The 25,732-nt window shown below is 40.3% G+C and carries 28 protein-coding genes and 1 pseudogene; 8 read left to right on the top strand and 21 right to left on the bottom strand.

The features are described from left to right. Positions 1 to 7 precede the first annotated feature (7 nt). From C6W18_RS00150 to spoVK, 7 genes and pseudogenes are all read right to left on the bottom strand, one after another. Positions 8 to 1,717: a ribonuclease YeeF family protein gene (locus tag C6W18_RS00150; protein ID WP_223251625.1), complete on the bottom strand. Its 1,710-nt coding sequence runs from the start codon at positions 1,715 to 1,717 to the stop codon at positions 8 to 10. Between the two features lie 87 nt (positions 1,718 to 1,804). Next, a pseudogene (locus tag C6W18_RS00145) lies at positions 1,805 to 2,188 on the bottom strand (ArpU family phage packaging/lysis transcriptional regulator). Positions 2,189 to 2,479: 291 nt separating this feature from the next. After that, positions 2,480 to 3,814 (bottom strand): type I glutamate--ammonia ligase, encoded by a 1,335-nt coding sequence (glnA, locus tag C6W18_RS00140; RefSeq protein ID WP_034324180.1) that lies wholly within the window; start codon positions 3,812 to 3,814, stop codon positions 2,480 to 2,482. Positions 3,815 to 3,874: 60 nt separating this feature from the next. Continuing rightward, a complete protein-coding gene (locus C6W18_RS00135) occupies positions 3,875 to 4,285 on the bottom strand; it encodes a MerR family transcriptional regulator (RefSeq protein WP_034324181.1) in 411 nt (136 codons plus the stop codon). A 91-nt stretch (positions 4,286 to 4,376) separates the two neighbouring features. Beyond that, positions 4,377 to 5,657: a methionine gamma-lyase family protein gene (locus C6W18_RS00130; protein ID WP_034324242.1), complete on the bottom strand. Its 1,281-nt coding sequence runs from the start codon at positions 5,655 to 5,657 to the stop codon at positions 4,377 to 4,379. Between the two features lie 18 nt (positions 5,658 to 5,675). Further along, a complete protein-coding gene (gene hflX, locus C6W18_RS00125; protein ID WP_105925218.1) occupies positions 5,676 to 6,938 on the bottom strand; it encodes a GTPase HflX in 1,263 nt (420 codons plus the stop codon). 121 nt (positions 6,939 to 7,059) lie between these two features. Further along, positions 7,060 to 8,019, bottom strand: coding sequence for a stage V sporulation protein K (gene spoVK, locus C6W18_RS00120; RefSeq protein WP_024424083.1), 960 nt, complete (start codon positions 8,017 to 8,019; stop codon positions 7,060 to 7,062). Between the two features lie 320 nt (positions 8,020 to 8,339). On the opposite strand from spoVK, the gene C6W18_RS00115 reads away from it, so the two are divergent. Beyond that, positions 8,340 to 9,098: an N-acetylmuramoyl-L-alanine amidase gene (locus C6W18_RS00115; RefSeq protein WP_105925216.1), complete on the top strand. Its 759-nt coding sequence runs from the start codon at positions 8,340 to 8,342 to the stop codon at positions 9,096 to 9,098. Positions 9,099 to 9,164: 66 nt separating this feature from the next. Here the strand turns inward: C6W18_RS00115 and C6W18_RS00110 are convergent, their stop codons facing one another. From C6W18_RS00110 to C6W18_RS00070, 9 genes are all read right to left on the bottom strand, one after another. Next, positions 9,165 to 9,782 (bottom strand): hypothetical protein, encoded by a 618-nt coding sequence (locus C6W18_RS00110; protein ID WP_105925214.1) that lies wholly within the window; start codon positions 9,780 to 9,782, stop codon positions 9,165 to 9,167. Positions 9,783 to 9,866: 84 nt separating this feature from the next. Further along, positions 9,867 to 10,847, bottom strand: coding sequence for a class 1b ribonucleoside-diphosphate reductase subunit beta (nrdF, locus tag C6W18_RS00105; protein ID WP_034324190.1), 981 nt, complete (start codon positions 10,845 to 10,847; stop codon positions 9,867 to 9,869). A 17-nt stretch (positions 10,848 to 10,864) separates the two neighbouring features. After that, positions 10,865 to 12,967: a class 1b ribonucleoside-diphosphate reductase subunit alpha gene (nrdE, locus tag C6W18_RS00100; protein ID WP_105925212.1), complete on the bottom strand. Its 2,103-nt coding sequence runs from the start codon at positions 12,965 to 12,967 to the stop codon at positions 10,865 to 10,867. Then, a complete protein-coding gene (gene nrdI / locus C6W18_RS00095) occupies positions 12,927 to 13,319 on the bottom strand; it encodes a class Ib ribonucleoside-diphosphate reductase assembly flavoprotein NrdI (RefSeq protein ID WP_189318009.1) in 393 nt (130 codons plus the stop codon). The genes nrdE and nrdI overlap by 41 nt, the downstream gene beginning before the upstream one ends. Before the next feature lie 265 nt (positions 13,320 to 13,584). Next, positions 13,585 to 13,797 (bottom strand): hypothetical protein, encoded by a 213-nt coding sequence (locus C6W18_RS00090; protein WP_003212415.1) that lies wholly within the window; start codon positions 13,795 to 13,797, stop codon positions 13,585 to 13,587. A gap of 79 nt (positions 13,798 to 13,876) precedes the next feature. After that, the gene (locus C6W18_RS00085; RefSeq protein ID WP_105925208.1) at positions 13,877 to 14,203 is read right to left on the bottom strand and encodes a YmzC family protein; all 327 of its coding nucleotides are present in this window, start codon (positions 14,201 to 14,203) and stop codon (positions 13,877 to 13,879) included. Positions 14,204 to 14,364: 161 nt separating this feature from the next. Further along, the gene (gene hfq / locus C6W18_RS00080; RefSeq protein ID WP_003211269.1) at positions 14,365 to 14,586 is read right to left on the bottom strand and encodes an RNA chaperone Hfq; all 222 of its coding nucleotides are present in this window, start codon (positions 14,584 to 14,586) and stop codon (positions 14,365 to 14,367) included. A gap of 25 nt (positions 14,587 to 14,611) precedes the next feature. Continuing rightward, positions 14,612 to 15,568 (bottom strand): tRNA (adenosine(37)-N6)-dimethylallyltransferase MiaA, encoded by a 957-nt coding sequence (gene miaA, locus C6W18_RS00075; protein ID WP_105925206.1) that lies wholly within the window; start codon positions 15,566 to 15,568, stop codon positions 14,612 to 14,614. Between the two features lie 69 nt (positions 15,569 to 15,637). Further along, entirely contained in the window at positions 15,638 to 16,039 is a 402-nt protein-coding gene (locus C6W18_RS00070) for a YmaF family protein (RefSeq protein WP_105925204.1), read from the bottom strand. A gap of 104 nt (positions 16,040 to 16,143) precedes the next feature. Here C6W18_RS00070 and C6W18_RS00065 point away from each other — a divergent pair, with 104 nt between their 5' ends. The 4 genes from C6W18_RS00065 (at position 16,144) to erbB (ending at position 17,770) form a co-directional block, all read left to right on the top strand. Next, complete coding sequence (locus tag C6W18_RS00065) at positions 16,144 to 16,410, top strand: hypothetical protein (protein ID WP_034324205.1); 267 nt, start codon at positions 16,144 to 16,146, stop codon at positions 16,408 to 16,410. 112 nt (positions 16,411 to 16,522) lie between these two features. Further along, on the top strand, positions 16,523 to 17,065 hold the full coding sequence (locus tag C6W18_RS00060; RefSeq protein ID WP_105925203.1) for a TetR/AcrR family transcriptional regulator: 543 nt from the start codon (positions 16,523 to 16,525) through the stop codon (positions 17,063 to 17,065). 2 nt (positions 17,066 to 17,067) lie between these two features. Further along, positions 17,068 to 17,385 (top strand): SMR family multidrug efflux transporter EbrA, encoded by a 318-nt coding sequence (gene erbA / locus C6W18_RS00055; protein WP_034324211.1) that lies wholly within the window; start codon positions 17,068 to 17,070, stop codon positions 17,383 to 17,385. Between the two features lie 16 nt (positions 17,386 to 17,401). After that, positions 17,402 to 17,770 (top strand): SMR family multidrug efflux transporter EbrB, encoded by a 369-nt coding sequence (gene erbB, locus C6W18_RS00050; protein WP_034324214.1) that lies wholly within the window; start codon positions 17,402 to 17,404, stop codon positions 17,768 to 17,770. Between the two features lie 45 nt (positions 17,771 to 17,815). Here erbB and C6W18_RS00045 read toward each other — a convergent pair whose 3' ends face one another. Together C6W18_RS00045 and C6W18_RS00040 are read right to left on the bottom strand one after the other, a co-directional pair. After that, complete coding sequence (locus C6W18_RS00045; protein WP_105925201.1) at positions 17,816 to 18,265, bottom strand: OsmC family protein; 450 nt, start codon at positions 18,263 to 18,265, stop codon at positions 17,816 to 17,818. 75 nt (positions 18,266 to 18,340) lie between these two features. Continuing rightward, positions 18,341 to 19,075, bottom strand: coding sequence for a poly-gamma-glutamate hydrolase family protein (locus C6W18_RS00040; protein ID WP_105925199.1), 735 nt, complete (start codon positions 19,073 to 19,075; stop codon positions 18,341 to 18,343). 583 nt (positions 19,076 to 19,658) lie between these two features. Here C6W18_RS00040 and C6W18_RS00035 point away from each other — a divergent pair. Continuing rightward, positions 19,659 to 20,984 carry a S8 family peptidase gene (locus C6W18_RS00035; RefSeq protein WP_105925197.1) on the top strand — a complete coding sequence of 442 codons (1,326 nt, stop codon included), beginning with the start codon at positions 19,659 to 19,661 and terminating at the stop codon, positions 20,982 to 20,984. Positions 20,985 to 21,073: 89 nt separating this feature from the next. On the opposite strand, the gene C6W18_RS00030 is transcribed toward C6W18_RS00035, so the two are convergent. The 3 genes from C6W18_RS00030 to C6W18_RS00020 all read right to left on the bottom strand — a co-directional run bounded on the left by C6W18_RS00030 (position 21,074) and on the right by C6W18_RS00020 (position 23,920). After that, positions 21,074 to 22,222 carry a response regulator aspartate phosphatase gene (locus tag C6W18_RS00030; RefSeq protein ID WP_105925195.1) on the bottom strand — a complete coding sequence of 383 codons (1,149 nt, stop codon included), beginning with the start codon at positions 22,220 to 22,222 and terminating at the stop codon, positions 21,074 to 21,076. Positions 22,223 to 22,386: 164 nt separating this feature from the next. Further along, on the bottom strand, positions 22,387 to 23,136 hold the full coding sequence (locus C6W18_RS00025; protein WP_105925193.1) for a poly-gamma-glutamate hydrolase family protein: 750 nt from the start codon (positions 23,134 to 23,136) through the stop codon (positions 22,387 to 22,389). Positions 23,137 to 23,446: 310 nt separating this feature from the next. Continuing rightward, on the bottom strand, positions 23,447 to 23,920 hold the full coding sequence (locus C6W18_RS00020) for a CarD family transcriptional regulator (protein ID WP_034324229.1): 474 nt from the start codon (positions 23,918 to 23,920) through the stop codon (positions 23,447 to 23,449). 597 nt (positions 23,921 to 24,517) lie between these two features. Here C6W18_RS00020 and C6W18_RS00010 point away from each other — a divergent pair. Further along, positions 24,518 to 24,919, top strand: a complete 402-nt coding sequence (locus C6W18_RS00010) for a hypothetical protein (protein ID WP_034324233.1) — start codon at positions 24,518 to 24,520, stop codon at positions 24,917 to 24,919. 126 nt (positions 24,920 to 25,045) lie between these two features. Beyond that, positions 25,046 to 25,582: a biofilm surface layer hydrophobin BslA gene (gene bslA / locus C6W18_RS00005; RefSeq protein ID WP_105925191.1), complete on the top strand. Its 537-nt coding sequence runs from the start codon at positions 25,046 to 25,048 to the stop codon at positions 25,580 to 25,582. The last annotated feature ends 150 nt before the right edge of the window (positions 25,583 to 25,732 follow it).

Below are 25,732 nucleotides of genomic sequence, written 5' to 3'. Positions count from 1 at the left end.
TTCCTCCTTATTTAGTTGCTTTGATAACTAAAGGTTTTTCTAATCCACCACTATAAACTTCTAATTCATCAACCCCCAACCTTTTTAGCAAGGCTGGCATTTCCCCTCTACAAATATTGCAAGTCTTCCTATCTACAAACATAGTTACTTTTTTCGGTAATTGACCTTCCTTTTCAAAAGCTCTAATTAATGAATGAGATTCTGCATGTGTCAATGACTGAGCATGGCCTAAATGTTTAGGGGAACTCTTTTTAGGTGGAACCCATTGTACCTCTTTTAACCACTTTTGTCTTAGCTCCCTTGTTGCTTTTTGAGACTCTTTAGTGATCGTGGAATTCACTCCAAAAAATGTCCTATCGTTAACTTTAACTGCTGCTACCGTATCACCAGAATCAATAGCATAAGGTTTTAATCCTGCTTTTTCCCTGAATCTCTTTATATCATCATAGCTTTCACTAATTTGTTTATTTGACTTTTGGATAACTCCTGGAGTTTTCTTTATAGTTCCTTTCATACCAAACGGTAAAAGCATTGCAAGCGCAGCATTCATACTTGCTTCCTGCTGTTCTTTCGAGACCTTGTTTCCAAACATGTCTCGACCTGTAATCGCTTCGCTGAAGCCGTTGGTCGCGGTGAGGCCATATAAACCTTTTTGCGATGTTTTTAAGGCGTCAAAAGACTTTTGTGACGTCTTGTAAATGTCGACTGCTCTGACTGCGGCTGAGGTGGCTTGGGTCGTTTTATAGACGGCTTTTCCGCCTTTGAAAATGCGTCCTGCCCAGCCGACGATTGGGATATAGCCTGCTGCTGCCATGCCGCCTGCGGCGACGCGCTGTCCTGCGGTAAGTTCTTCGCCTGTGATCGGGTCAACGCCTGTTGCGGCGCGTTTTGCATCGTTCACACCAGTCAGTTCATTCACGATATTCCCGCCATAATCGAGTGCTTTTTCATACCAAGGACGGTTGGCGAGCGCTTCTTGTTCCTTTGCGATCTCGCGGGCTTCTTCTTGTTCTTTTTTGATTTTGAGATATTCAGCAGTTTGCTTCTCAATATCGCTTTTTGCCTTATAGATTTCACTATCTTGAAATGCTTTTTTGTCAAAATTCATAGGTGAAATTGATTTCCCGTCATTCGTGGCATTCATCATTTCTGCGTACAATACCATTGTAGCTTGCTGCTCCGTCTCTGACAAAGCATATTCATCTTTTAAATTTTGATCAAGCTCTATTAAGTCTTTTACTGTCTTTTTTCGTTCATCTTCCGCATCTTCTATTTTTTCATCAAAGGTTTGGCTATCAAATACCTCCAAAGAAATAAGGTCATCGATATCTTCAAATATGGTTTTGAGTGCCTTTTTTTGATCCTTTACAATGCTTTTGGCATTTTTGATACCCATATGTACAGCGTTGTCTAAAAAGTGCTCTTCTACAAAGGTATCGCCGCCAAAGTTTGTATCATCAAGTGTCCCAGAAACACCTTCATGAAAGGCTTTCTGCTTATCGATGAAGCTGATAAACATGTCCACATTTCCAGCTAGCTCTTTATAAAAGCTTTTAATGTTATCGGCACCTTTACCAGTGAAATCATCACCCAGGTTTGCCACGCCTTGTAGTGCCTTTTTTAAATCTACCATTTGTTCTCGGAGTTCCTGATAATGCTTCGCTCTTGCGTCCATGGCACTTGTAAGTGCTTTTGCATCTAGTATCTTCCCCAGCAGAATTCACTCCTTCCTAGTCATTGACAAGGTCAATTTTACCAACACAAAGTTTGTCATTAAATAGGAATAAAGATACAAAAACAACACTCAGATGACTCCAAGTGCTGTCGAAAGTTTAAACGTTGCTTGCTTTTTTAATTTGTAATATCGATCTTTCTTTAATCCGAGTTCTTCGCATACCTCTAGATCTTTAACCATTCGTGAAGTAAGGTACTTCATTCGAATGATGTCTTGCTCAATTTCATCCAAGCTGTACTCTAGGGCTCTTTCAATCTGCCGGACCTTCAGTTCATTTAGAACTTTCTGGTTCCAAAGAGAAGGAAAAAGCCCTGTAACGCCGTTTGTTTCTTGTTCCTTTCAGTTTTCTTCCTTCACCTTCAGGGGCCTATAAAACTTCAGTTCCTTAATTAGAGCATTTCTGACTTGTTTTTCATCGATCTCTGGCAGTAAACACAATTGTTCAGCTCCCATGTTTCTCAACCTCCTAAAGGTATATCCAGACATCAGGTTGAGATTTCGAAGTTAATTAAGTATGGTTAGATTATAAGTCCAAGTGTGAGTAAAATCTCTCTTATCTGCAAAAAAATTGACCTGGATTCAATGAATAAATATGAAGAGTATATCTCCAAGAATAATGGAGTGATTTTTTTATCATTTTTTTGTGGGTGAATTGTGGGTGGCGGCTTTTTCATTTTGAAATATTAGAAACACCCACAAAAATAAAATCCCCCTGAAACCAATGGCTCCAAGGGGTTTTCTCTATTAATATTGAGACATATACTGATCGCGTTCCCATGGGTGTACTTGGGTGCGGAACATATCCCATTCGATTTCTTTTGATTCGATGAAGTGCTCGAATAAGTGATCGCCTAGTGCGTTGATCATGACTTCGTTTGATTTCAGCAGTTCTAGCGCTTCTGCAAGTGTTGCAGGAAGGTCAGCGATGCCGTTTTCAAGGCGCTCTTCTTTGTCCATGACATAGATGTTTCTGTCAATTGGCGCTGGTGCGTCTAGTTTGTTTTTGATTCCGTCTAGACCTGCTGCAAGTAATACGCTTAGTGCAAGGTATGGGTTTGCAGATGGGTCTACGCTGCGTACTTCTACACGTGTGCTGATGCCGCGTGATGCTGGGATACGGATCAATGGGCTGCGGTTCTGTGCACTCCATGCAACATAGCAAGGTGCTTCATAACCAGGTACAAGACGCTTGTAAGAGTTCACCGTAGGGTTTGTGACCGCTGTAAAGCTTGTTGCATGCTTTACGATCCCTGCGATAAAGTGTCTAGCCGTCTCGCTTAATTGTAAATCTGCTTTTTCATCAAAGAATGCGTTTTTGCCATTTTTGAATAATGATAGGTTGCAGTGCATACCAGATCCGTTTACACCGAACAATGGTTTTGGCATAAATGTCGCATGAAGACCGTGCTTTCTTGCAATGGTTTTGACAACAAGTTTGAACGTTTGAATGTCATCACAAGAACGGATCGCGCCTGCATATTTGAAATCAATTTCATGTTGACCAGGTGCCACTTCGTGGTGAGATGCTTCAATTTCAAAGCCCATTTCTTCAAGCTCTAGTACGATATCACGGCGGCAGTTTTCGCCTAGATCTGTTGGTGCAAGGTCAAAGTATCCGCCTTTATCGTTTAGTTCAAGCGTTGGCTCGCCTTTTTCATCTAATTTAAATAAGAAGAATTCTGGCTCAGGTCCAAGGTTGAAATCACTAAATCCCAGTTCTTCCATTTCCTTTAAGACACGCTTTAAGTTGTTACGAGGGTCTCCATCAAATGGCGTCCCGTCCGGCTTATAAATGTCACAAATAAAGCGTGCAACTTTACCTTTTTCTGCTGTCCAAGGGAAAATAACAAATGTGTTTAGATCTGGATATAGGTACATATCTGATTCTTCAATACGTACGAACCCTTCAATAGATGAACCATCAAACATACATTTGTTATCGAGAGCTTTTTCTAACTGGCTCACAGGAATCTCAACATTTTTAATTGTTCCGAGAATGTCTGTAAATTGCAGACGGATGTACTTTACGTTTTCCTCATTTACTAATTTTACGATATCTTCTCTTGTGTACTTTGCCATTTCGTAAAACTCCTCCCCTACAAAAGGTAAAATGTGTATAGCAATGCTTTTGCTAATCTGTTAACGGAAGAACCTTGACATATCCCCCTGCCTAAAGGTCGTTCCTTGTTGGAAACGTCCAGCCTGAATGAGTTCCTTCTTCAGTAGCTTCCTGAGTTCATCATCTGTCAAGTTGTGCTTCGCTGTGGTTTTCTCCTCAGTCTTTGTTTCAGACGCAGGATTCTCCGCCTCAGCTTTGGCAAAAAGCTTTTTGATTCCTGCCATGTTTACACCTTGTTCGATGAGGTTTTTAATTTCTAATAATTTATCAACATCATGGAAAGAAAATAATCGGCGATTCCCATCACTTCTTGCTGGAAATATTAAACCATTTTCCTCATAATAGCGAATTTGTCTTGCAGATAATTCTGTTAGCTGCATGACAATCCCAATTGGGAATAAAGGCATTGAGCGGCGAATGTTATCACTCATCTCAACTGTCTCCTCCTCTTTGCTTAAATTTATTATATGTCATGTTATATTATGTGTCAACGAAATGTTAGGAATATTAACATGGATTTTTTTATCGAGTAGGTACTTCAATAAAACCTTGTTCCAATAAGGCATCTACAGCACTGCAAATCGCATTTTTCACATGGGCATACGTAAGGCCGCCTTGAACGTAGGCGGTATAAGGCGGTCTGATCGGACCATCGGCTGATAATTCGATACTAGCTCCTTGCACAAAAGTGCCAGCTGCCATAATGACGTCATCCTCATAGCCCGGCATATAGCTTGCATACGGTGTGACGTGACTGTTGATCGGAGATGCATATTGAATGGCCTGGCAGAACGCAATCATTTTTTTAGGATCTCCAAATTCTACAGATTGAATCAAGTCCGTTCTTTTCGCATTCCACACTGGGTTTGTTTGAAACCCAAGCTTTTCAAGAAAACGAGCTGTAAACACTGCGCCCTTTAAGCTTTGCGCAACGACATGCGGGGCTAAGAAAAATCCTTGATACATTTCCTGGAGCGCATACAGCGATGCCCCCGCTTCACTGCCGATGCCTGGAGCTGTCATTCGATAAGAGCAAGCTTCTACCCATTTTTCTTTTCCAACGATGTAGCCGCCTGTTTTGGCAAGGCCGCCGCCTGGGTTTTTAATAAGAGAACCAGCCATGAGGTCTGCTCCCACATGACATGGCTCTTGTAATTCAGTAAATTCACCATAACAGTTGTCAACAAACACAATGATCTCTTCATTGATCTCCTTCACAAATGAAATCATTTGCTCAATTTCTTCTATTGTAAAGGAAGGTCTTGACGCATAGCCTTTTGAACGCTGGATGCCGATAACTTTTGTTTTAGAGGAAATAGACTCTTTTACTTTGTCGTAATCGACTGATCCGTCTTGGCGCAAATCAATGGCTTTGTAGTCAATCTTAAAGTCTTTTAATGAGCCTGTCCCTTCTTTCCCGCGAATCCCGACAATTTCTTCTAGGGTGTCGTATGGCTTCCCTGTCATGTAGATCAATTCATCGCCAGGTCTTAGCACACCAAATAAGGCAATGGAAATCGCATGTGTTCCGGAAATAATTTGCGGGCGCACAAGACCGCTTTCTCCTCCGAATACATCCGCATAGATCTTTTCTAATGTGTCTCTTCCCATATCATCATAGCCATATCCAGTTGTCGGATTAAAGTGAGAGTCACTGACTTTATGCTTTCGGTAGCTTTCAAGCACTCTCCACTCATTTTGTTCGCTCGTTTGATCAATTTGCTGATGCATGCGTAAAATCTCTTGTTCTGTTTCTGCTGCTACTTGTTCTAAAATGGTGCCATGTTTTAAAGTGTGAAACATCTTCATTTAATTCCTTTCCTACAACATATACTTCTTGATTTGACCTAATATGGTCTGCTCCTCACCACTAAATCCAGTGATGTCATAAAGCTCTGCTTCTTTTTGAAATTCTAGTGATTCCACGAGGGTTTCTGACTTTAATGCGGATATGAGCTTCCCTTCATACGCTGGAATCTTCACGTGATATGGCTTTAAAAAGTTATTTTTCAGCTCAGCCATAATATCCGCTTTCAACCGCTTCACATCTTCCTCGCGTCTAGCACTGATTAAAATATGTCGTTGCTTTGAAGATGGGATAAAATCCGGTCTGATTTGATCTTCTTTGTTATAGACAGTCAGCATAGGAATACGGTCTGCTTCTAATTCCTCTAAAAGCTCATGAACCGTCCGTTCGTGTCCTTCGTAATCCTCATTAGAAGAATCGATCACATGAAGCAAATAATCTGCTTCCTTCACTTCTTCGAGTGTGGAGCGAAATGCTGCAATGAGTGTTGTTGGGAGGTCTTGAATAAAACCAACTGTATCTGAAATCAGCACGCTGTAGCCAGATTCTAATGTCATCTTACGTGTCATTGGATCAAGTGTCGCAAACAGCAAATCTTCTTCATGGCTATCAGCATCTGTTAACTGGTTAAACAAAGTAGATTTTCCGGCATTCGTATATCCGACAATGGCAATTTGGAAAACGCCATTTTTCTTCCGACGTTCTCGGTATCTTGTTCGGTGTTCTTTCACTGCAGATAACTGCCCGTTAATTTCGTGAATGCGGTTGCGAATATGGCGTCTGTCTGTTTCAAGTTTTGTTTCACCTGGACCTCTTGCGCCAATTCCGCCCCCTTGTCTTGAGAGGCTGATCCCTTGTCCACTTAGTCTCGGCAAGGCATACTGAAGCTGGGCAAGCTCTATTTGCAGCTTCCCCTCTCTTGTACGGGCTCTTTTGGCAAAGATGTCTAAAATCAATTGCGTACGATCAATAATTTTCACATCTAGGGCAGTCGCCAAAGCTTTTAACTGGCTTGGAGAAAGCTCGTCGTTAAAAATAATGACATCACATGCTAATTCCTCGCAAAGTACTTCCAGCTCTTCTACTTTCCCTTTTCCGATGTATGTTGCGCTGTCCTGTCTATTTCTTTTCTGCGTCATCACGCTGACAGCTTCACCGCCAGCTGTTTTAGTTAAGGAAGCTAATTCTTCCATTGAGTATTGAAAGCGTTCATCCGTTACATGCGGCAATTGACAGCCGACAAGGATCGCTTTTTCAGTCATTTCATGTTCATTCAACGTCAGTTGTTTCCTTTCTGTACTTAAGTTTTCAGTAGTACCATCATACCAAACACATCACACGTATACCACTATTCGGAAGGTTTATTTTAGCGTCTCTTCACAAAAAGGATACGCCATTTCAAGAAGGCGTATCCTCTTTCATTTGAAGGTCGTGACTTTTAATAGTAAGCAAATCTTTTTTATCGTAATGATCAACAAGAAGCAGTCTCATCGCCTGGGTTCGAATGGCTTTTTCAATGGTGTTTCGCACAAACCGGCCATTGCTGAATTTTGCAGGGCTTGTCGTACTCTTAATGTGCATCAAATAATCTCGCAGCTTCCATTCTGCTTCTTGGGTAAATACATATTCCCTGTCAGCCATCATTCGTTTTGCAATATCCATGAGCTGATCGACTGTATAATCAGGAAAGCTGATATTGATTGGAAATCTTGATTGAAGGCCGGGGTTTAATGATAGAAAATGGTCCATTTCCTTGGAGTAGCCAGCAAGAATGAGAATGAATTCGTGCTGTTTGTCTTCCATATGTTTTACTAGGGTATCAATCGCTTCTTTCCCAAAATCCTTTTCTCCTCCGCGGGCAAGAGAATAGGCTTCGTCAATGAACAAGATGCCGCCTAGTGATTTTTTAATTAAATCCCTTGTTTTCTGCGCAGTATGCCCAATGTACTCTCCAACGAGATCACCGCGCTCGGCTTCAATTAAGTGCCCCTTTGAGAGGACATTCATTTCAAAAAATAGCTTTCCGACAAGCCTCGCAACCGTTGTTTTCCCTGTCCCTGGATTCCCTTTGAACATCATATGAAGCGCTTGTTTTCCTACCTTTAATCCTTGTTCCTGTCTTTTTTGATTGACAAAAATCCAGGCATAAATCTCTTTTATGTTTCGTTTCATTTCATCCATACCGACAAGGCTGTTCATTTCACGCTCTATTTCCCGTAAGATGCTGTGTTTTGCCTCATTTTTCTGCAAGGCTTCTAGGTATTCTGCCTCTGAGTCTGCATCAACCAATACTTGCTTTTGTCCGTTAAGTATAATATTGATTTGGCCGTTGTTTTTATATGTGACAGCTCGCTCCAACGTATTCACCTCTCGCTCTTCTCTCTTTATTCTATTCGGGTGGAGCTGTAATCGTGACAATCGCCCGCTTAAGCCCAGGTTTGCTGTCAAAATGACCCGAGATACCGAATATTGTAGGGGATTCTGCGGTTTCCCAGGAAATGATGTGCTATTTCTATTGTATTCATCCATTTTGGGCGGACAAACCAATAATTTGCTTTTTCTTAGAAAAATGTAGCTTTTTCATCACAAACTATGCAGAAAAGAGTCTCAATGATTTCCGCATTTTGTACAGGCAATTCTTCTATTTTCTCATAAAATAAAGACGAGGTGATGAATAGATGGTGAAAATTTTTATTGATCCTGGCCACGGAGGAACAGATTCTGGAGCTGCTGCTAATGGACTTTTGGAGAAAAATATAACACTTCAAATTGCGCTTTTACTAAGAGATATCTTGATTAGTGAATATGATGGGGTTTCCGTCCGCTTAAGTCGTTCAATTGACCAATCCGTCACTTTATCCCAGCGTACGAATGCGGCAAATAGCTGGGGAGCTGACTATTTCGTGTCTATTCATATTAATGCTGGTGGGGGAACAGGTTTTGAAAGCTATGTGTATCCTGGCATTTCAGCACCAACCACCACGTATCGCAATGCCCTTCATGATGAAATTGTCCGCTCGGTTGATTTTGCCGACCGAGGCAAGAAAACTGCGAACTTCCACGTTCTTCGGGAAACTTCTATGTCCGCTATTTTAACTGAAAACGGTTTCATTGATACGACAGCTGATGCAAATAAGCTCCGCAATGCTTCCTTCCTTCAAGGCATCGCTCGCGCTCATGCCAATGGATTAGAGAAGGCCTTTCAGTTAAAAAAAAAAGCAGGTAATCTTTATAAAGTGCAGGCCGGGGCATTTAAGGTGAAAGCCAATGCTGATGAGCTGGCTGCCACGCTTAGATCCAAAGGATTCGAAGCATTAGTCGTACTAGAAGGCGGTATGTTCCGCGTGCAGGCTGGGGCTTTTCGTTCAAAGCAAAATGCGGATGACCTCGTAGTCAGATTGAAGCAGGCCGGTCACGACGCATTCGTTTTCCAATAAACTGAAGCTGTTATAATGAAACAAACCGGCTCAAGTCATTGCAGAGCCGGTTTGTTGTCTATTGATTTATGCTAAGATATTCACGACAAATTGTGACCACGTTTCAAGACGATCGAAGTATTCAGGCTTTTTCAAGTCTGCTACTTTCATCCATTTTCCTGAGATTTGATCTGTTTCTTTTACTTCCACATGAGCACCAGGTGATAATTCAAGTGCTGATAACAGCCCAATATGCACACGGCCGACACTGTTGTCATCATCATTGATTAATCCAAGGGTTTTCATTTCAAGTTTGTCTTCTTCTTGAATCAAAAGTTCCTCGTCCAGCTCACGATCCGTATTTTCTTTTAGGATTTCAGCAAAATCTTTTCCTTCGATAAAATTCATATGACCACCAAAACCAAGAGATAACTTATGATGTAATCTTGTCTCTCCCCCGCCTTGAAGTCTTTCATATACATACACTTCGTCTTTACGCTTAATGACGACATAAGGAATCGGCTGCTTGAAGTCAGGATTTTCTTCTGCATCCCCTCTTCGCATCTGCTCGAAGTGCTCTTCGATTTCTTTCATGATCGTTTTGATTGTTTCCTCTTCACTATTCACACCATTAAACGCAAGTGTTTCGTTTTGGAAAACACGTTTGCGCGGTGCGACTAAAATGATTTCATCCATTTTTCCCATGTTCGGTAACCTCCAGTATGTAACACATTGTAAGAAATGGCAAAAAGCCAAAACGAGTGATGCGTTTTGACTTTTGCGTTTTAGTTATGATTCATCTCCAAAGAAGAAGTCGTCATCTTTTAACGGCTCAACTGTTGCTTTTTTGTAGCCGTTCCCTTTCATTGAGAAGAAATCATGTGACTTTGTTTTTGTATTGAGTCCGTTCAATACAATCGGGTTAATCTCTTCTTCTTCAAAGTAAGGGGCAAATCCAAGGTTCATTAACGCTTTATTGGCATTGTAACGAATGAACTTTTTCACATCATGCGATAAATTGACTTGGTCATAAATATCCTCAGTGTAATGAAGCTCATTTTCATAAAGCTCGTTCAGCAAATCAATGGAGAAATCATATAGCTCTTTTTGCACGTCAGGTGTTTGTTTGTTGTAAATTTCTTGCGCTAATAATCCAACGTACACACCGTGAATCGCTTCATCACGCAAAATCAAGTTAATGATTTCACCACTTTGCATGAGCTTTCCTTGTCCATAGAAATAAAGCGGGTAGTAAAAACCGCTATAAAATAAGAAGCTTTCTAAATAAACAGAAGCAACCATTGCTTTAAACAAGGAAATAGGATCATCCTTTTGAATGGAACGGTATAGACCTACAATCATATCTGCTTTCTTTTGCAAGAATTTATTTTTCTTGACCCATTCAAACACTTCACTAATGGTTTCAGTTGGTGCAAGTGTCATGAAGATATTTGAGTATGATTTCGCATGTACCGCATTTTCCATCATCGCCATAAAGTTTAACACCGCTTTACGCTGATGACCGTCTACATGTTCTGCCACAATCGGCATACCTGTATTTCCTTGTTCTGTATCAAGTAAAGTCAGTCCAGCAAGTACCTTCATGTACGTATCTCGCTCTTTTTCACCTAAATACTTCCATGTTAAGAGATCCCCGTTTAAGGAAATCTCTTCAGGAAGCCAGAACTGCTTCACATTTTGGTTGTAAAACATTTGTGTAAAATCGTCTTCGTGTTTTGACCAGTTGGCTGCATCATAAATTTTTGTCACGTTAAACTCTCCTTTAATCAAACAACACAAGAAAGACAGCCTTCCTGCCCTGTATCCTTCGTTCTTGCATAATAAAGTGTCTTAATGCCTTTATGGTGTGCATAAAGATCAATGCGGTTTAAGTCACGCGTTGTCATCGTATCTTTTAGGAATAATGTAAAGCTGATTCCTTGATCGACGTGCTGCTGAATCGTTGCGATCATATCAACCACTTTAAACATGTCCATATCGTACGCTTCTTTATAGAAGAACCAGTTTTGCGCTGAAAGACCTGGCATTGGGTAATATGTTTTGCTGTTGCCGTATGTTCTTTCTTCGATACGTTCCATAATTGGCATAACAGATGCTGTTGCCGATTGAACATAAGAAATCGAGCCTGTTGGTGCAATACACAGTCTATAGCTATGGTACATTCCATTTTCCGCTACAAATTCTTTAAGTGCTGCCCAGTCTTCTTTTGTTGGAATGTGCATGCCTTCAAATAGCGCTGCCGCTTTTTCTGTTTTTGGTGTGAAATCATTCTCCACGTATTTATTGAAGTATTCACCAGTTGCATAGCCAGAACCCTCATAACGATGGAATGTTTCACCTTTTTCTTTTGCAAGCTCACTTGAGCGTTTAATCGAGTAATAGTTTACCATCATAAAGAACGTATTAGCGAAATCTCTTGCTTCTTCACTCTCATATGCCATTTGGTTTTGAGCTAAATACCCGTGAAGGTTCATCGCACCAAGCCCGATTGATTTCATTGCTTTGTTTGCTTTTCTAACAGCCGGTGCATTGCGAATATCCGTTGTTTCAGACACAAGCGTTAACGAGTCTGTTGCAAGCTTGACTGTTTTTTCAATTGATTTGTTTTTCATGACATTCATGATATTTAATGAACCAAGGTTACAAGAAATATCTAGACCGATCTCATCTTCTTGATCATAGTCCATGTAAGAAGACACCTCTGAAGCCTGAAGTACTTCTGAGCAAAGGTTTGAGAATTTCACACGTGAAATATGGTTCAGTGCATGCTCTCTATTCACATTATCTTGGAACATGATATATGGATAGCCTGATTCTGAGCGCAGAACAGCCAATTTTTCAAGAAGCTTTCTCGGATTGACTTTTTCTTTTTTGACTTTCGGGTTTTCCACAAGCTCGTCATACATTTCTTCCATGTCCATCTCATCAAGATGCTGTCCATATTCTTTATAGACTGTGTGCGGATAGAAAGTGTAAGCTGTTTTGTCTTCTCTTGCCAGCTCGATAAATTTATCTGGGATGACAACACCAATGGAAAGTGTTTTCACACGAACATCTTCATCGGCAGAGATTTTTTTCGTATCTAAGAAATCATTGATATCTCTGTGGAAAATATTAAGGTAGGCACTGCCTGACCCTTGTCTTTGTCCCATTTGATCTGCATACCTGAAAGCATTATCAAGAAGCTTCATCACACCTACGACACCTTTTGTCGCGTTTTCTACATCTTTGATTGCTTCGCCTTTTGCACGAAGTTTTGACAGGTTCAAACTGACGCCGCCACCTAGTTTCGAAAGCTGCATGGAAATATCAATCGCTCTTGAAATATCGTTTAAAGAGTCATTCACTTCAAGCAAGAAGCAGCTCACAAGCTCACCACGTCTTTTACGTCCAGCGTTTAAGAATGTTGGTGTACTTGGCTGATACTCTTGGTTGATCATCAGTTCAACAAATTCAAGTGCTTTTTCTTTGTCTCCGCCCGCGAAGAAAAGAGCCACAACTGAAATGCGGTCTTCATAGCGTTCAAGGATTTTCTTTTTATCATTTGTTTTCAGTGCATAATCATTGTAAAACTTAAACGCACTCATAAATGATGGGAATCTAAATTTTTTGGCATATGCAGCCTCGAATACTTCTTTAATATCTGCCATGCTGTATTGTCTTAAAAATTCTTCCTCATAGTAGTCGTTTTCTATTAAGTAATCAATCTTCTCTTCTAAGTTGTGAAAGAAGACCGTGTTTTGATTAATATAATCTACGAAGTAACTATGTACAGCTTCTTTGTCCTTATCGAACTGAAACTTTCCTTCTTTTTGAATCATAATCTCGTTATTTAATTGTATCCACTTTGGAACCTGATTTTGTGACAATTCTTTCTACCTCCTGTGTAAACAACTCAACATCCCTTTTTGTTCCGCTTAGTTCAAAGGTGTGCAAAATAGGAACTTGATATTGTTTAGAAATCGTATCGGCGCTTTTTGCAAAATTATCTCCCCACACTTTGTTGCCACTCACCGCTACACCTAATAAAAGGTGAGCATTTTTCTCTAAAAAGGACTGAGTGGTACTAGGGACTTGTCCAAATCCTGTCGTAAAGGTGACGAGAATAAACGGCGTATCCAAAAACTCTTCTCCAGTCAATCTTCGCTTGTCTGTAAAAGGGGTCTTGTCCAAAAAGCGTTGAACATTTCCTGTTTTTGAATCAAATACGATTTGAATCAATTCCATCACGACCTAGTTTTTAGTATTGTTGATCATTTCGTTATTCACTATATATAGTATACTATGTTTTTTTAAAACACAACATATAGATGTTCGAAACGAAAAAAATCAACCAACCCGGCCGAACATTCATAGCCGAACTCGTACGTTCAAATAAATAGAGCAGAACAGGATCTAAAAATAGACTGCTCTACTCCCTATTCAAATGAAACCGAAATCTATCATAACACGAAAAAAAATCGCTTAGTAGACTAGACTTTTTGTTTTATTTTTTGTAGGCATCGCACTGTAAATCTTCTGACACTTCTGTTATTTCCACTTCAACACCTAATTCTTTTAGCACCGCTTCAAGCGCAGAAACGATTGAAGCTTCTCTGACTAATTCTTTGCCATTTACAGAAACACTTGTTCCATATTCGAAACAGGAGTCGTCTTCACAAGTTTGTTCCCAGTGATTAATTTTAATTTTGTGTGTCATGAACTCATCCTTTTCTGTCTAGATGTCTGATGCATGATTATAGTGTAGCGACTTCACATACATTTGTAAATTGACGTGCTTACTCTTCATCAAGCCCATCATCATATTCTTCATCCCATTCATCTATGTATTCCGTTTTAACGAGGGTCAGCTCCCCTTTTTTTTCATCAAACCGGTACACATGTACTTCATCATCTTTCACAACTGCAAAGTGATTATTTTTTAGTGCAACAGCTGATTGTAAAAGGCCTTCTATATTTCCATTATCATTTTGATAAGAATGGTTATGCCAGCTTTCCTGTCTCGTTTCAATGTTTGAAATGGCGCACGATCCAAATAAGACAACAATCCCAATCAATATAAGGATCACTCTAATCCTTCTTAATTCAAGCTCTGTATTTTCCATATCATTCCCCTCACCTTTCTTGATATCCAATAAGGGATTATACGCAAAATAGACAGAAAAGTTTCACGGCATGCAAAATAGCCCCTCTGCACTGACAAAAAACGTAGCGGGTTCCGGCCGGTTTATTCGCAGATGCATGGGGCTATTGGGTACAAATTGACCTATTCTAATTCTAGATTTACATTTTTTTGAGGTGCAAATGTAGAAATAGCGTGTTTATAAATAAGCTGCTGCTTCCCTTCTGTCTCAAGCAGCACTGTGAAATTGTCAAATCCTTTCACTTGACCGCGAAGCTGAAAGCCATTCAGTAAAAATACGGTGACAAATGTATTATCTTTGCGGATCTGATTCAAAAATTGGTCCTGAATATTAATCGGTTTCATGTTTCGTCCTCCTTGATTCTGATAACTACAGTTTCGCTTTAAGTCCAAGCTTTCCTGCTATATATGCGAAAATTTCCTCTTTTTTGTCTGAAAAGTGGCAAGGTGGTGTCATATCAAACCAAGTGACATCCATTTTATTACGGAACCACGTAAACTGACGCTTCGCATATCGTCGGGAATTTTGCTTTAATTGCCGGATGGCTTCATCAAGAGAGCAGTCACCTTGAAAATAGGCATACAATTCTTTATAACCAATCGCTTGAACAGATTGACAATCCCTCAAACCAGATTGATATAGCGCTCTCACTTCTTCCATTAAGCCTTCATCTAACATCATATCAATTCTTTGATGAATGCGCTCGTACAAAAGCGCTCGCTCCATTTTCAGTCCAATGAAGGCTGTTTCATAAAGAGGAACCTCCTGATGCCCGTTTTGCATCTCAGACATTTTCTGACCGGTTGTATGTATCACCTCTAGCGCCCGGATCACACGGCGGACGTTATTCGGATGGATCGCTTTTGCAGCGTCAGGATCTACTGCCTTTAGCTTTTCGTGCAGCTGAAGCGGCCCATGCTGCTGTTCAAACAGCGTCATTTCCTCTCTAAAGGCGGGGTCACTTTTCTCTTCGGTAAATGTGTAATCATATAAAACAGATTGAATATACAGACCTGTTCCGCCGACAATCATTGGCGTTTTTCCTCTACCCGCAATCTCTTTGATTTTCAAACGGACAAGCTGCTGAAATTCAGCTGTAGAAAATGATTCGTCCGGCTGTTTCATATCAATTAGATGGTGCGGGACGCCATCCATCTCTTCAGGGGTGATTTTAGCTGTTCCAATATCCATTCCTTTATAAATCTGCATAGAATCCCCGCTGATGATCTCTCCATTAAATGCTTTGGCTATATCAATGCTCAGCTTTGTTTTGCCGACTGCCGTCGGTCCTACTAACACAATCACTGGTTGTTTCACTTTTTTCATAACATCACTCTCTTTTACAAACTGCCTACAGTATAGCATAACTTCTCTTTCTCTCCTATATAATGCCCATTACCAGCCGAGTGGTTCATTTCCGACCACTTCATATGTTTTTCCTTTTAAACGATGGGTATGCGTTGGCCTCTCTTGATCTGGACTATAGACGACACCTCCGTATCGGATGGGGACAGGATCTGTATAAGCAGAATACGTGACTTCCTGTATTTCGTGATAATGTGTGCCATCAGCTCTTGGGATAGCAGGTCCTGTGATGCCATAGTATCTGTGGAAATGACCCCTTTCAAAAGAGGTGATCCCGCGATAGTAATGCGTATGCTTGTCAGTACTGCTTCCATTTACAGGCTGAGAGATCCCTTCTATTAAATGATAATGCTCTTCTATTACATCCGTACGTGCTTTATATGCATGAGCATGCGGCGGACAATTTGCCCAATCAGATGGATACAGGCCCATTTTTGACATTCCTCCTTATACTAGGCGGTCACCCAAACACATGTAGGCCATTTGAATACACTGATGTCAGTTACAGTGATTTTATGAGAGAGGAGCCTTTTTTTATGAATTATTTTGAATCACCGCCGTTTATTCAAGAAGACATGAGAAGACCTTTTGGATTTGGACGCCCTGGGTTTGGTTTTGGAGGCCCTGGCTTTGGGTTTGGGAGACCTGGCTTTGGGTTTGGGAGACCTGGCTTTTTTGGACCTCCATTTTTAGGTGGTTTTGCCGGAGGACTACTTGCAGGGTCCCTGCTTGCTCCAGGTTATGGATATGGCTATCCTTATCCACCACCATACCCGCCATATGGACCATACCCTTATTATTAAATATGAATTTTTAGTGAAAACAACCTTTCATAAAATGAATCGATTGACACATTAATTTTTCATGAGTTAACATTTACTTTACCGACCGTTCAGTAAAGTAGGTGTTTTTTTTATGTCTAAAACCAAAAAAGAGCAAATTTTCGAGGCAGCTGCTCGTACGATTTTAAAAGAAGGATTAAGTCAGCTTACCCTTCAGCATGTAGCAGAGCATGCAAATATGACCAAGGCCGGCCTGCTTTATCATTTTTCAAGCAAGGAAGAGCTCATCCAAAAAATGAATGAGCACGCGATTGTCTGCTTTCGTCAGCAGCTTGAGTCGTATCAGGAAACATACAAAAACGAAAAGGCTCCTTATGTACGTGCATATATTTTGGCGACATTAAATGATCTTGATATGCAAAACACGACCCAGTTATGTACAAGCATGCTGGCCACCATGTCATTTGATGAAGCGTTATTGAACCCTTGGCGTGATTTTTATGCGGAGTTTAAAGAAAAAGCAGCAGAGGAAATAAATGATCCTGCGCTGAGCCAACTGATCCGCCTTGCATGTGATGGGATATGGTTTTCAGAAATGTTTCAGCTTGAACCACTGAACCGAAAGGACAAAACCCTTTTACTTCATCGGATTTTACACATATTAGAGGAGGGATGATGATGATCCTCGGATATCTTTTTTTGGCTGTTGCCATTTTTTCAGAAGCGATTGGGGCGGCGATGTTAAAACTATCAAATGGTTTTACGCGCTTCAAACCTAGCGCTGTCGTTGTCGCTGGCTATTCACTTGCTTTTTACATGCTGTCATTAACACTTAATATCATTCCACTTAGCATGTCGTACGCAACATGGTCTGGGGTTGGTACCGTCCTCACGGCTTTTTTTGGCGTGCTCTTTTTTAAAGAAACCTTGAACCGAAAAGCAATCATTGGAATGGCGATGCTTGTCTCAGGGGTTGTACTTATCAATATGTCATAGAGGATGTGAGGGGATCATGAAAGGAATGCTCTATTTAACAGGGGCCATTTTGACGGAGGTTTTTGGCAGTACCATGCTGAAGCTTTCGCAAGGTTTTACCCAAGTGCTGCCGAGTATTGGGGTGCTGATCGGATTTGGATGTGCCTTTACTTTTCTTAGTTTGGCGCTTAAAACAATTGAGCTCTCATCCGCCTATGCCACATGGTCTGGCGTCGGAACAGCACTCACCGCTCTTGTAGGACTCATGTTGTTTAACGAAACCATTCATATGAAAGGCTTCATCGGTCTTGCACTTGTGATATGCGGTGTGATTGTCTTAAACCAGTCCAAGAAACAAAAGGAAGAAAACAAAGGACAAATGGATCAAACCGAATGGACGTCATAAAAAAAGTCATTTTCTCCATGTAAAAGAGAAAATGACTTTTTTGCCTTAACGGCCGACTTGAATGGTTTCCTCTAAGGAAATGTCCACATTTCCCTGAACAGCTCTTGAAATCATACATGAGCTTTCGGCTTTATGTGCAAGCTTACGGGCTAGTTCAATATCATGCGCAGAAGCGGACTCTTTGAGGATAATGACAGGTCGATGAATGATTTTCTCATATGTAAACACACCATTTGTCACATCTACGACGGCCTCAGAGCTCATCGATAGATCCTCTTTCTCTAATTGACTCCGCTCCATCATGGCAGCAAGTGTAATGATATAACACGTGGCCGCTGCACCTAAAAGCATCTCATCTGGATTTGTTCCAATGCCCGGACCGTCCATTTCTTTTGGAATCGAAATCTTCGTTTTTAATTGCTCACATTCAATTGTGCCAACATCGTTACGTAGACCAGGCCAGTTTGCCTGAAGATGAAAATGATGACGCGCCATATCCGTCTCTCCTTTTGTTATCACTTTTTATAGTGTAACAAGATTCACCCTGCTTGTCTTAAGATGTGCACAATCTTATGTATATTCTTCATCCAGCACCGTCCGAATCGCCCTGACATAACGATAGAATGCTTCATTTTTCGTACTCGACCGCCTTCGAAAATCGAAACTTTCAAATAAAGCTTCACGTTGACTTCTACTAATCTCAAGCTGCACACTTTGCCCTGTTTTTGTAAGATTATTAATATTATGATTGCTTGTTCCGCTTAGGGTTGCGTGTGCAACAGCAAGTTCAGCAGAAAATCCATTCCGCTCTAATGAGTTCACGATTTTCTCTGCACGGTCGTAATCGGTTCCACCTACAAGAGTATGGTCAATTCCTTCCTCACCTCTATATCCGTGCACCGCTAATACATAATCATGTGCTTTTGCCTGTGCGACTCCGATTGGTTCATCAAAGTTTGTGCTAGTAATATGAAGTTCTGAGGCATTCTCTCTTAAACCTTCAAATAAATACGTAGAAAAATCGTTATCAAAAAAATGGACGATCTCGCTAACGCCGCCTTCAATTCTCCCGCCATGGGGTGACATCACAAGAAGACGGCTGCCGGGCACTGGGTTGGATATAATTTGATAACTGCTTGTTGATTCGTTCTCTTCCAGTTCTTTAAAATTGCGATAAATATCATTTGAACCGCTTTCGTCTTCCCCACCTGATGACACTGGCTCATCATGTTCCTGTGCTTGCATGGTATAATAAACGCCCCATCCGATCGCAAGCAGGAGAAGCAAAGCAAAAAACTTCTTCATTCCCGTTCTCCTTTAACAGATTTCTAAGCCGTTTCTATGATTAATATTGAATCATCGTTTCTTTTCATTTTTTCCACATTTTCTCTTCAAATTTGATCATAACACTCTAGATCATGAGATTCCTCAAAAATAAGATAATTGCATTTATATACACAGAAACGTCTCTCCTGTTTGAAAACAGAGTTAGAATAGTATGACAAACAAATGAAGTTATGTTTAAAATGACCTAGTCCTACCCAGTCTGTTTTCTTTAATTCAGCTTTTTTTTATGCGAATTTGATTTTTTTCATCTGTGACGTATCACATTTGTATGAGCATTGACCCTGTCTAGTCCCCCCTTTTTTCTGCAAAATCCATTGTTTCACTGGTTCTCTAAGAAGAACTCTCCCACCTATCATCGGCAGATTCTACATGATTTCCACCTTTTTCTATTATTTTACAAAATGTAAGCGTTTTTCTTTTTAGAAGAAATGAGCAAGCCGCCAATATGAAGAAAAGGAGGGACAAGAATCCGAACAAAGCAGCTTTCAATCTCATAACGTAAGAGTGTACGAGAATTGATAGCTAGAATGGAGGGCATCACATGTTTGGATTTTCAATGGTGCAAATGGTCAGAACGCATGCTAGTAAACTGGATCAGCCTTTAAGAGAAACCGTCCTTCACCTCTATAAACCTTTTAAGTGGACGCCTTGCTTTCTTCATCGCTTTTTTGAAGGAAGATTAAAGAAGAAAAAGAAGCTTCGTGTGATTATTGAATTTAAGGAGGATGCGGTCGAAGCAGGTATTCAAGGCACAAAGCAACTAATGAAAAAAAGTAGAAAAACAAAGATAAAACAGCACTTTTCGCACATCGATTGCTGCGCAGCTGATCTGACACCTGCTGCTTTAGAGGAACTGTTAGCGAATGGGGAGCATATTCGAAAGATTTATTTAGACCGACAAGTTCATGCGCTGCTCGATGTCGCAACACAAGCAAGTCATGCTGATCAAGTCATCCGAAATGGCACGACATTAACCGGGGAAGGCATTACGGTGGCTGTCATTGACACGGGGATTTATCCACATGAAGATTTAGATGGACGAATTCGCGGATTTGTGGATTTAGTCAAACAAAAAACGAAGCCTTATGACGATAATGGGCACGGTACTCACTGCGCTGGAGATGTGGCTGGAGACGGAGCCGCCTCAGACGGCTTATACAAGGGACCTGCCCCAAAAGCAAATCTCATTGGCGTGAAAGTGCTAAATAAACAAGGCGCTGGATCCCTTTCTACTATTATAGAAGGTGTTGAGTGGTGCATACAGTTCAACGAAGACCATCCCGATGAGCCAATTCATATTATGAGTATGTCACTAGGCGGAGATGCTCAGCGTTATGATGATGAACAAGATGATCCGATGGTGCGCGCTGTCAATGCGGCTTGGGATCAAGGCATTGTTGTGTGCGTTGCTGCCGGTAACTCTGGTCCTAACAGTCAAACGATCGCGAGCCCGGCTGTTAGTCAAAAAGTCATTACGGTCGGCGCCTATGATGACCGAAATACACGAGAATCAAGTGACGATGTCGTGGCACCATTTTCGAGCAGAGGTCCAACTGTCTATGGTGAAGCAAAGCCAGATATCCTCGCACCAGGAGTCAACATCGTCTCCCTCAGATCACCAAGATCCTTTTTGGATAAACTAGATAAATCAAGCAGAGTCGATGATGATTATACGAAGCTATCTGGCACATCAATGGCAACACCGATTTGCGCCGGTATTTGCGCTCTTCTTTTAGAGCATTCCCCGGATTTAACACCTGATGATGTCAAATCCCTATTAATAGAAAATACAAGCAAGTGGTCTGGAGATGATCCAATGATTTATGGAGCAGGTGCAATTGACGCAGAGAAAGCGATTAAAGCATAAATAAAAAAGCCCTTTACGTTTTTTCGTAAAGGGTGTTGTTTATCTGTTTTTATGTGTGAAGTCTTTCATCTACTTGAGCAGCTGACATGTTATGCTTCGTTCTCATACATCTCATCTCCTTTTTGAATGTGCGTACGCGCTTCGATCACAATTTCAAAAAAAGTGGAAGATTCCTTGTACATGTCGCGTTCCTTATAATAATTAGCCGCATCAAGTGCTAATTCCTCTAAATCAGCAAACATTTTTTTGCTTCTTAGACTAAACAGTGTCGATCTCAATTGATCACCGCTGTCTTTCTCTATATAGAGTGCCTGCAAAAATTGGAATTTCAACTGATAAATCTCATCTCCCAATAAACAAGCCTGATTCATTCCTTTGGTTATGGCCTCACTCGCTCGCTCCATATCTCCGAGTTTAAAACAAGTAAGAGCAAGTGAAAACAATGATTTTATCATCGTGGCTGCTTGATCTTTTTGATAAAGTGAAATGGCTTGTTCAAAAAAGACAGTCGCTGTATGGTACGTACCCATACTATAATGACAAGTTCCTAAATTATTAAGAGCCATCGCTTTAAAATAAGATGTGCATTCTTGTCTTTCCATCGCTTCACAGACTTTTAACGCTTTTTCTAAATAAGGCAGCGCTTTTTGGTGCTGACTTACATCAATCCAATTACCTGCCATCACAAAATCACATTGAATGCTTCTTTTTCCATAAAGCTGATGTTTCTTATAGATGTCTCTCGCTATTTTGGCATAGTGCATAGAGAAATAGGTTTGTTTCATATGATAGTATACTTCAGCGATTTTATAGTAAAATTCCGCTTTTTCGATCTCATCTGTCACCAAGATCAGTTGATGTTCCGCATGCTTGTAATATGAAATGGCCTCGATATATCGGCGCTGGATAAACGCATACATCCCATGGAAAAAATGAAAGTAATAGCCCAGTAAGCCCGTCATCTCATCTTCTGCATCTTCAATTTCTTTAGGAAAGGACACAGCTTGAAGCGTTTCACTCCCTGCATGGACTGGCGCTAAGTGCTGAAGCATCATTTGATGGCGAAAATCCATTAGAGAATAATAAAGTAATAAATCTTGATCCTCTTCCATCTCATGAATTTCTTCTTCAACAAGGCGCTTCATGTCGTTTGCCTGTTCGACTTCAAATTTGCAAATATGCGTGTACCATTGATTGATCTTTACACCTACTTCGGAAGATGGTATTTTGTGTGCCATCCACTTCAGCCCCATTCTATCATATCAAACTGATAACTATTATTTTACATAATTTATGTTTTTAAGGCAAATTGTCATTTATTACATATTTTATCTTCAATTCGCATATTTCTATCTTTTTTACCAAGTTTAAATAGAGTACTTTTGCCCATCAAAATCTTTTTCTACGAAGATGGATCGAATTCTCTTAGCACTTCTTTTAAGGCACTGATATAGCGTCTGAATGCTTTCTTCTTTCCTTTTCTCGTATCAAAATTGTCAAAAAAGGCTTCTCTCTGCGCCGTACTGATTTCTAGCTGAACACTTTCACCACTTGCATTTTGATTATTAATGTTTTTGGGATCTGTTCCAGAAAGCCGCTCCCCTTCTTGCACCATTTCTGCGGGAAAGCCACGATCTTTTAATTCTCGTACAACAGCTCTTTGCATTTTTTGGTTTGTTCCGCCAACTAGCGTATGCCTTTTATCACTTTTATAGCCGTGGATAGAAATAGAAAAGGGATACGTTTTAATCATTTGAACCAAAATGGGTTCATCAAACTTTGTACTCGTGATATGCAAGTCTCGATTGTTGTCTTGTTTCGTACCTTCAAACAAATACGTAGAGTACCTCTCTTGAAATGCTTCTACAATTTCACTTGTTCCTGGTTCGATTTCACCTCCATGAGGAGAAAATACGAGTAAATCACTACCACCCTTTTCGTGAAATTCTATGTCATAGCCGTCTCTTTCATGTTGTATGAGCTGTTTAAAACTTTCATATTGATCACCTTTTTTTCGCTCTTTCTTATACTTTTCTACTTCTTCATGATGTTGTTTTTGCTCTTTTTTTTCTTGAATGGAATGGCTGCATTTCACCATTAGAAGAGCACACAGGATCAGAAAGATGAATCCACATATAAGTAGCCTTTTCATTTCACCGCTCCTTTTTATTCTCTTAGATGCCATCTTATCGCATTATTTTACTATCAATGGCCAAGAGAATTCAAAGAATGTCCGGCTCTTTTTAACGAATCAGGAGAACTTACCTGTTTTTTTATGTTGTCTAGGTATTTCAGACTTCTTTGAAACGCTCCTTTTGCAAGTAACAACTAAATCCAATGACCTTATTTTAGTTTTAGTCAAAACCTCCTGCAAAAATGGAAATATTGCTCTTTTTTCAAACAAAAAAGCTGTAAACAAAAGGCGTATACCTTCTGTTTACAGCCAATTACTGTATCCATCATTACACTCTTAATTCATTCTCTAAGACTGTTAGCACTTCATCTTGCGATAACCCTTGTGCAAGTGAAATTTCACTCACTAACATGCCTCGTGCATCTTCAAGCATCTTCTTTTCACTTGAATTTAATGCTTTCTTCTGATTTCGTCTCATCAGATCTTTCACAACGTCAGCACCATCTTCGATCGTACCTGTTTTTAGCTTTTTCAGATTTTCATCATATCTTTGCTTCCAAGTAAGCGTGTCGTCGTTTGTTTCTTCTGCAAAATTGTTCATCACAACTTTCAGCGTTGCTTGATCAGCGACCGGACGTATACCTAGTTGATTGATTCTGCCTCTTGGGATCATCATCTGCATATTCGGCATTTGAATCAGAAAATATTCCTCCGTCTTACCTAAAATCTCTTTTTCTTCCATTCCTTCAATCACACCGGCTCCATGCATAGGATAAACAATTTTATCACCTATTTGAAACAAATCCGCCACCTCCGAAAGTATTCACAAATATGATTATAACACATTTCATCAGAAGATAAAAATTTATATTTTATCACGTTATTTTAGCACTAGTCAATTCTTTTCATTTGAGATTTTAAAGAAAAAGCCTTTTTTACAAAAGAAGCACCACCATCCAGTCCTCGTATACCTTTCGTGCATATACTAGCATTGAGTCACATTTAGGAGGGATGACAATGTACAAATGCAAATGCAAGTGCAAACATTCCCACTCAAACTGTTATGAGAAGCATGACGATCATCGCCATGTTGATCCATGTAAAGAAAAGAAGTATTATCATAAAAAAGATGATTGGTTTGAGAGCGATTTTTGGGATACTTCTAGAAGCTACGATCCCTACTATTATCCTAAAAGTGTCTGCAGCAGCTGTAAGAAGCGTCGCAGAAGAAAACATAGCTTCTCATTTTAGTGTTTGACGCTTCACCTGCTTTTTGTTTTCCCGGCTGAAAAGCCGGTTTTTTTCTTGTGTGATTCACTTTTTCTTTCATATGGATAGGCTCATGAAACGGGTGATCCTCATAGGATATGGCAACCTGACAAAAAGGATGAGATACAAAATGAACAATATGAATAACCAGACCAATCATTACCACCAAGGAAATCCCTATCACACGTTTGAAAATGTGTATACAGCCAATCATGAACATGTGATCGCACCAAACATGCATGAGCATATGAATATGCCAAACCATTATCATACTGGTAAAAAAGATGCTTATAGCGGACACTATCCACACCACCATTCACCATATTCTCCGTTTACGAATCAGCATGATCCATTTTCACATGTTCCAATGAAAGATCACCATCATTTAGGTCACTATGGTGGATATGGGATGCCTCCATATCAGCAGCCTTACGGGTATCAAGATATGAATATGATGATGCCACACCATCATATGGCAGGCCACGCTTACGGAATGAATCAACCTAATGCGTTCCTTCCCCGCTATTACTAAACAAATAAACAAAATAAGGGTATAATATACCATTTAATGGAACATAGGAATATGGTAACCTTATAGGTAAATAATGGATGTTATTATCTATTATTTACCTATAATCAACCAAGGGGGAAGGAAGAAATGAAAAAAACATGGACAATCTTAATGATGGGGATGCTTACACTGGTCATGGCACTATCGGTACCAGTTGCCGCATCTGCTGAAGGAGCCCAGACGGAAGAAGGCAAAGCTTCGACCAATGCAAGACCAGCTGCACTTTATGCGAAAATTACAGGAGCAAGTAAGCAGGAATGGTCTTTTTCTGACATTGAGTTGACATACCGTCCAAATTCAGTCCTAAGTATCGGTGCCATTGAATTTACATTGCCTGCAGGCTTTCAAGCCACAACAAAAGACATCTTTAACGGAAAAGCATTAAAAGATAGTTACATTTTGAATAGCGGAAAAACGGTCCGCATTCCGGCTAGAATGGATTTATTTGGAAGTTCACAATATACTTTACAGCTTTCACATAAAGTACTTCCTGCGGCAGGTACATATACGTTCCGCGCAGAAAATCGTGCGCTCAGCATTGGTTCCACATTTTATGCAGAAGATACGATTGATATTAATAAACGACCAGTTGTCGTCACACCACCAAATCCTTGCGGATGCTAAATAAAAAAGCGCTCTAAGAGCGCTTCAGCTTGTAGACAAAGTCTACAAGCTTTTTTATATAATAAGGGTAATAACACAATTCTGTGGGGGATGAACATGTTATCGAAACGTGAAGAAGAAAGAAGAAATCAATTAGAAGTAGTGGCTTTA

The sequence above is a fragment of the Bacillus sp. LLTC93 genome (genome assembly GCF_002993125.1).
Classification (GTDB): Bacteria; Bacillota; Bacilli; order Bacillales; family Bacillaceae; genus Bacillus; species Bacillus zhangzhouensis.
The sequence above is the reverse complement of the archived record's forward strand: the minus strand, read 5'-3'. Positions and strand labels throughout refer to the sequence as shown.

Coding starts and splice junctions, on each gene's coding strand:
- C6W18_RS00065 (WP_034324205.1), top strand. CDS start 16,144: ATGAATTATTTTGAATCACCGCCGTTTATTCAAGAAGACATGAGAAGA.
- bslA (WP_105925191.1), top strand. CDS start 25,046: ATGAAAAAAACATGGACAATCTTAATGATGGGGATGCTTACACTGGTC.
- C6W18_RS00110 (WP_105925214.1), bottom strand. CDS start 9,782: ATGGGAAAAATGGATGAAATCATTTTAGTCGCACCGCGCAAACGTGTT.
- C6W18_RS00035 (WP_105925197.1), top strand. CDS start 19,659: ATGTTTGGATTTTCAATGGTGCAAATGGTCAGAACGCATGCTAGTAAA.
- C6W18_RS00135 (WP_034324181.1), bottom strand. CDS start 4,285: ATGAGTGATAACATTCGCCGCTCAATGCCTTTATTCCCAATTGGGATT.
- C6W18_RS00130 (WP_034324242.1), bottom strand. CDS start 5,657: ATGTTTCACACTTTAAAACATGGCACCATTTTAGAACAAGTAGCAGCA.
- C6W18_RS00085 (WP_105925208.1), bottom strand. CDS start 14,203: ATGGAAAATACAGAGCTTGAATTAAGAAGGATTAGAGTGATCCTTATA.
- miaA (WP_105925206.1), bottom strand. CDS start 15,568: ATGAAAAAAGTGAAACAACCAGTGATTGTGTTAGTAGGACCGACGGCA.
- C6W18_RS00060 (WP_105925203.1), top strand. CDS start 16,523: ATGTCTAAAACCAAAAAAGAGCAAATTTTCGAGGCAGCTGCTCGTACG.
- C6W18_RS00070 (WP_105925204.1), bottom strand. CDS start 16,039: ATGGGCCTGTATCCATCTGATTGGGCAAATTGTCCGCCGCATGCTCAT.
- erbB (WP_034324214.1), top strand. CDS start 17,402: ATGAAAGGAATGCTCTATTTAACAGGGGCCATTTTGACGGAGGTTTTT.
- erbA (WP_034324211.1), top strand. CDS start 17,068: ATGATCCTCGGATATCTTTTTTTGGCTGTTGCCATTTTTTCAGAAGCG.
- C6W18_RS00040 (WP_105925199.1), bottom strand. CDS start 19,075: ATGAAGAAGTTTTTTGCTTTGCTTCTCCTGCTTGCGATCGGATGGGGC.
- hfq (WP_003211269.1), bottom strand. CDS start 14,586: ATGAAACCGATTAATATTCAGGACCAATTTTTGAATCAGATCCGCAAA.
- glnA (WP_034324180.1), bottom strand. CDS start 3,814: ATGGCAAAGTACACAAGAGAAGATATCGTAAAATTAGTAAATGAGGAA.
- C6W18_RS00025 (WP_105925193.1), bottom strand. CDS start 23,136: ATGAAAAGGCTACTTATATGTGGATTCATCTTTCTGATCCTGTGTGCT.
- C6W18_RS00030 (WP_105925195.1), bottom strand. CDS start 22,222: ATGGCACACAAAATACCATCTTCCGAAGTAGGTGTAAAGATCAATCAA.
- C6W18_RS00010 (WP_034324233.1), top strand. CDS start 24,518: ATGAACAATATGAATAACCAGACCAATCATTACCACCAAGGAAATCCC.
- C6W18_RS00115 (WP_105925216.1), top strand. CDS start 8,340: ATGGTGAAAATTTTTATTGATCCTGGCCACGGAGGAACAGATTCTGGA.
- C6W18_RS00045 (WP_105925201.1), bottom strand. CDS start 18,265: ATGGCGCGTCATCATTTTCATCTTCAGGCAAACTGGCCTGGTCTACGT.
- C6W18_RS00090 (WP_003212415.1), bottom strand. CDS start 13,797: ATGACACACAAAATTAAAATTAATCACTGGGAACAAACTTGTGAAGAC.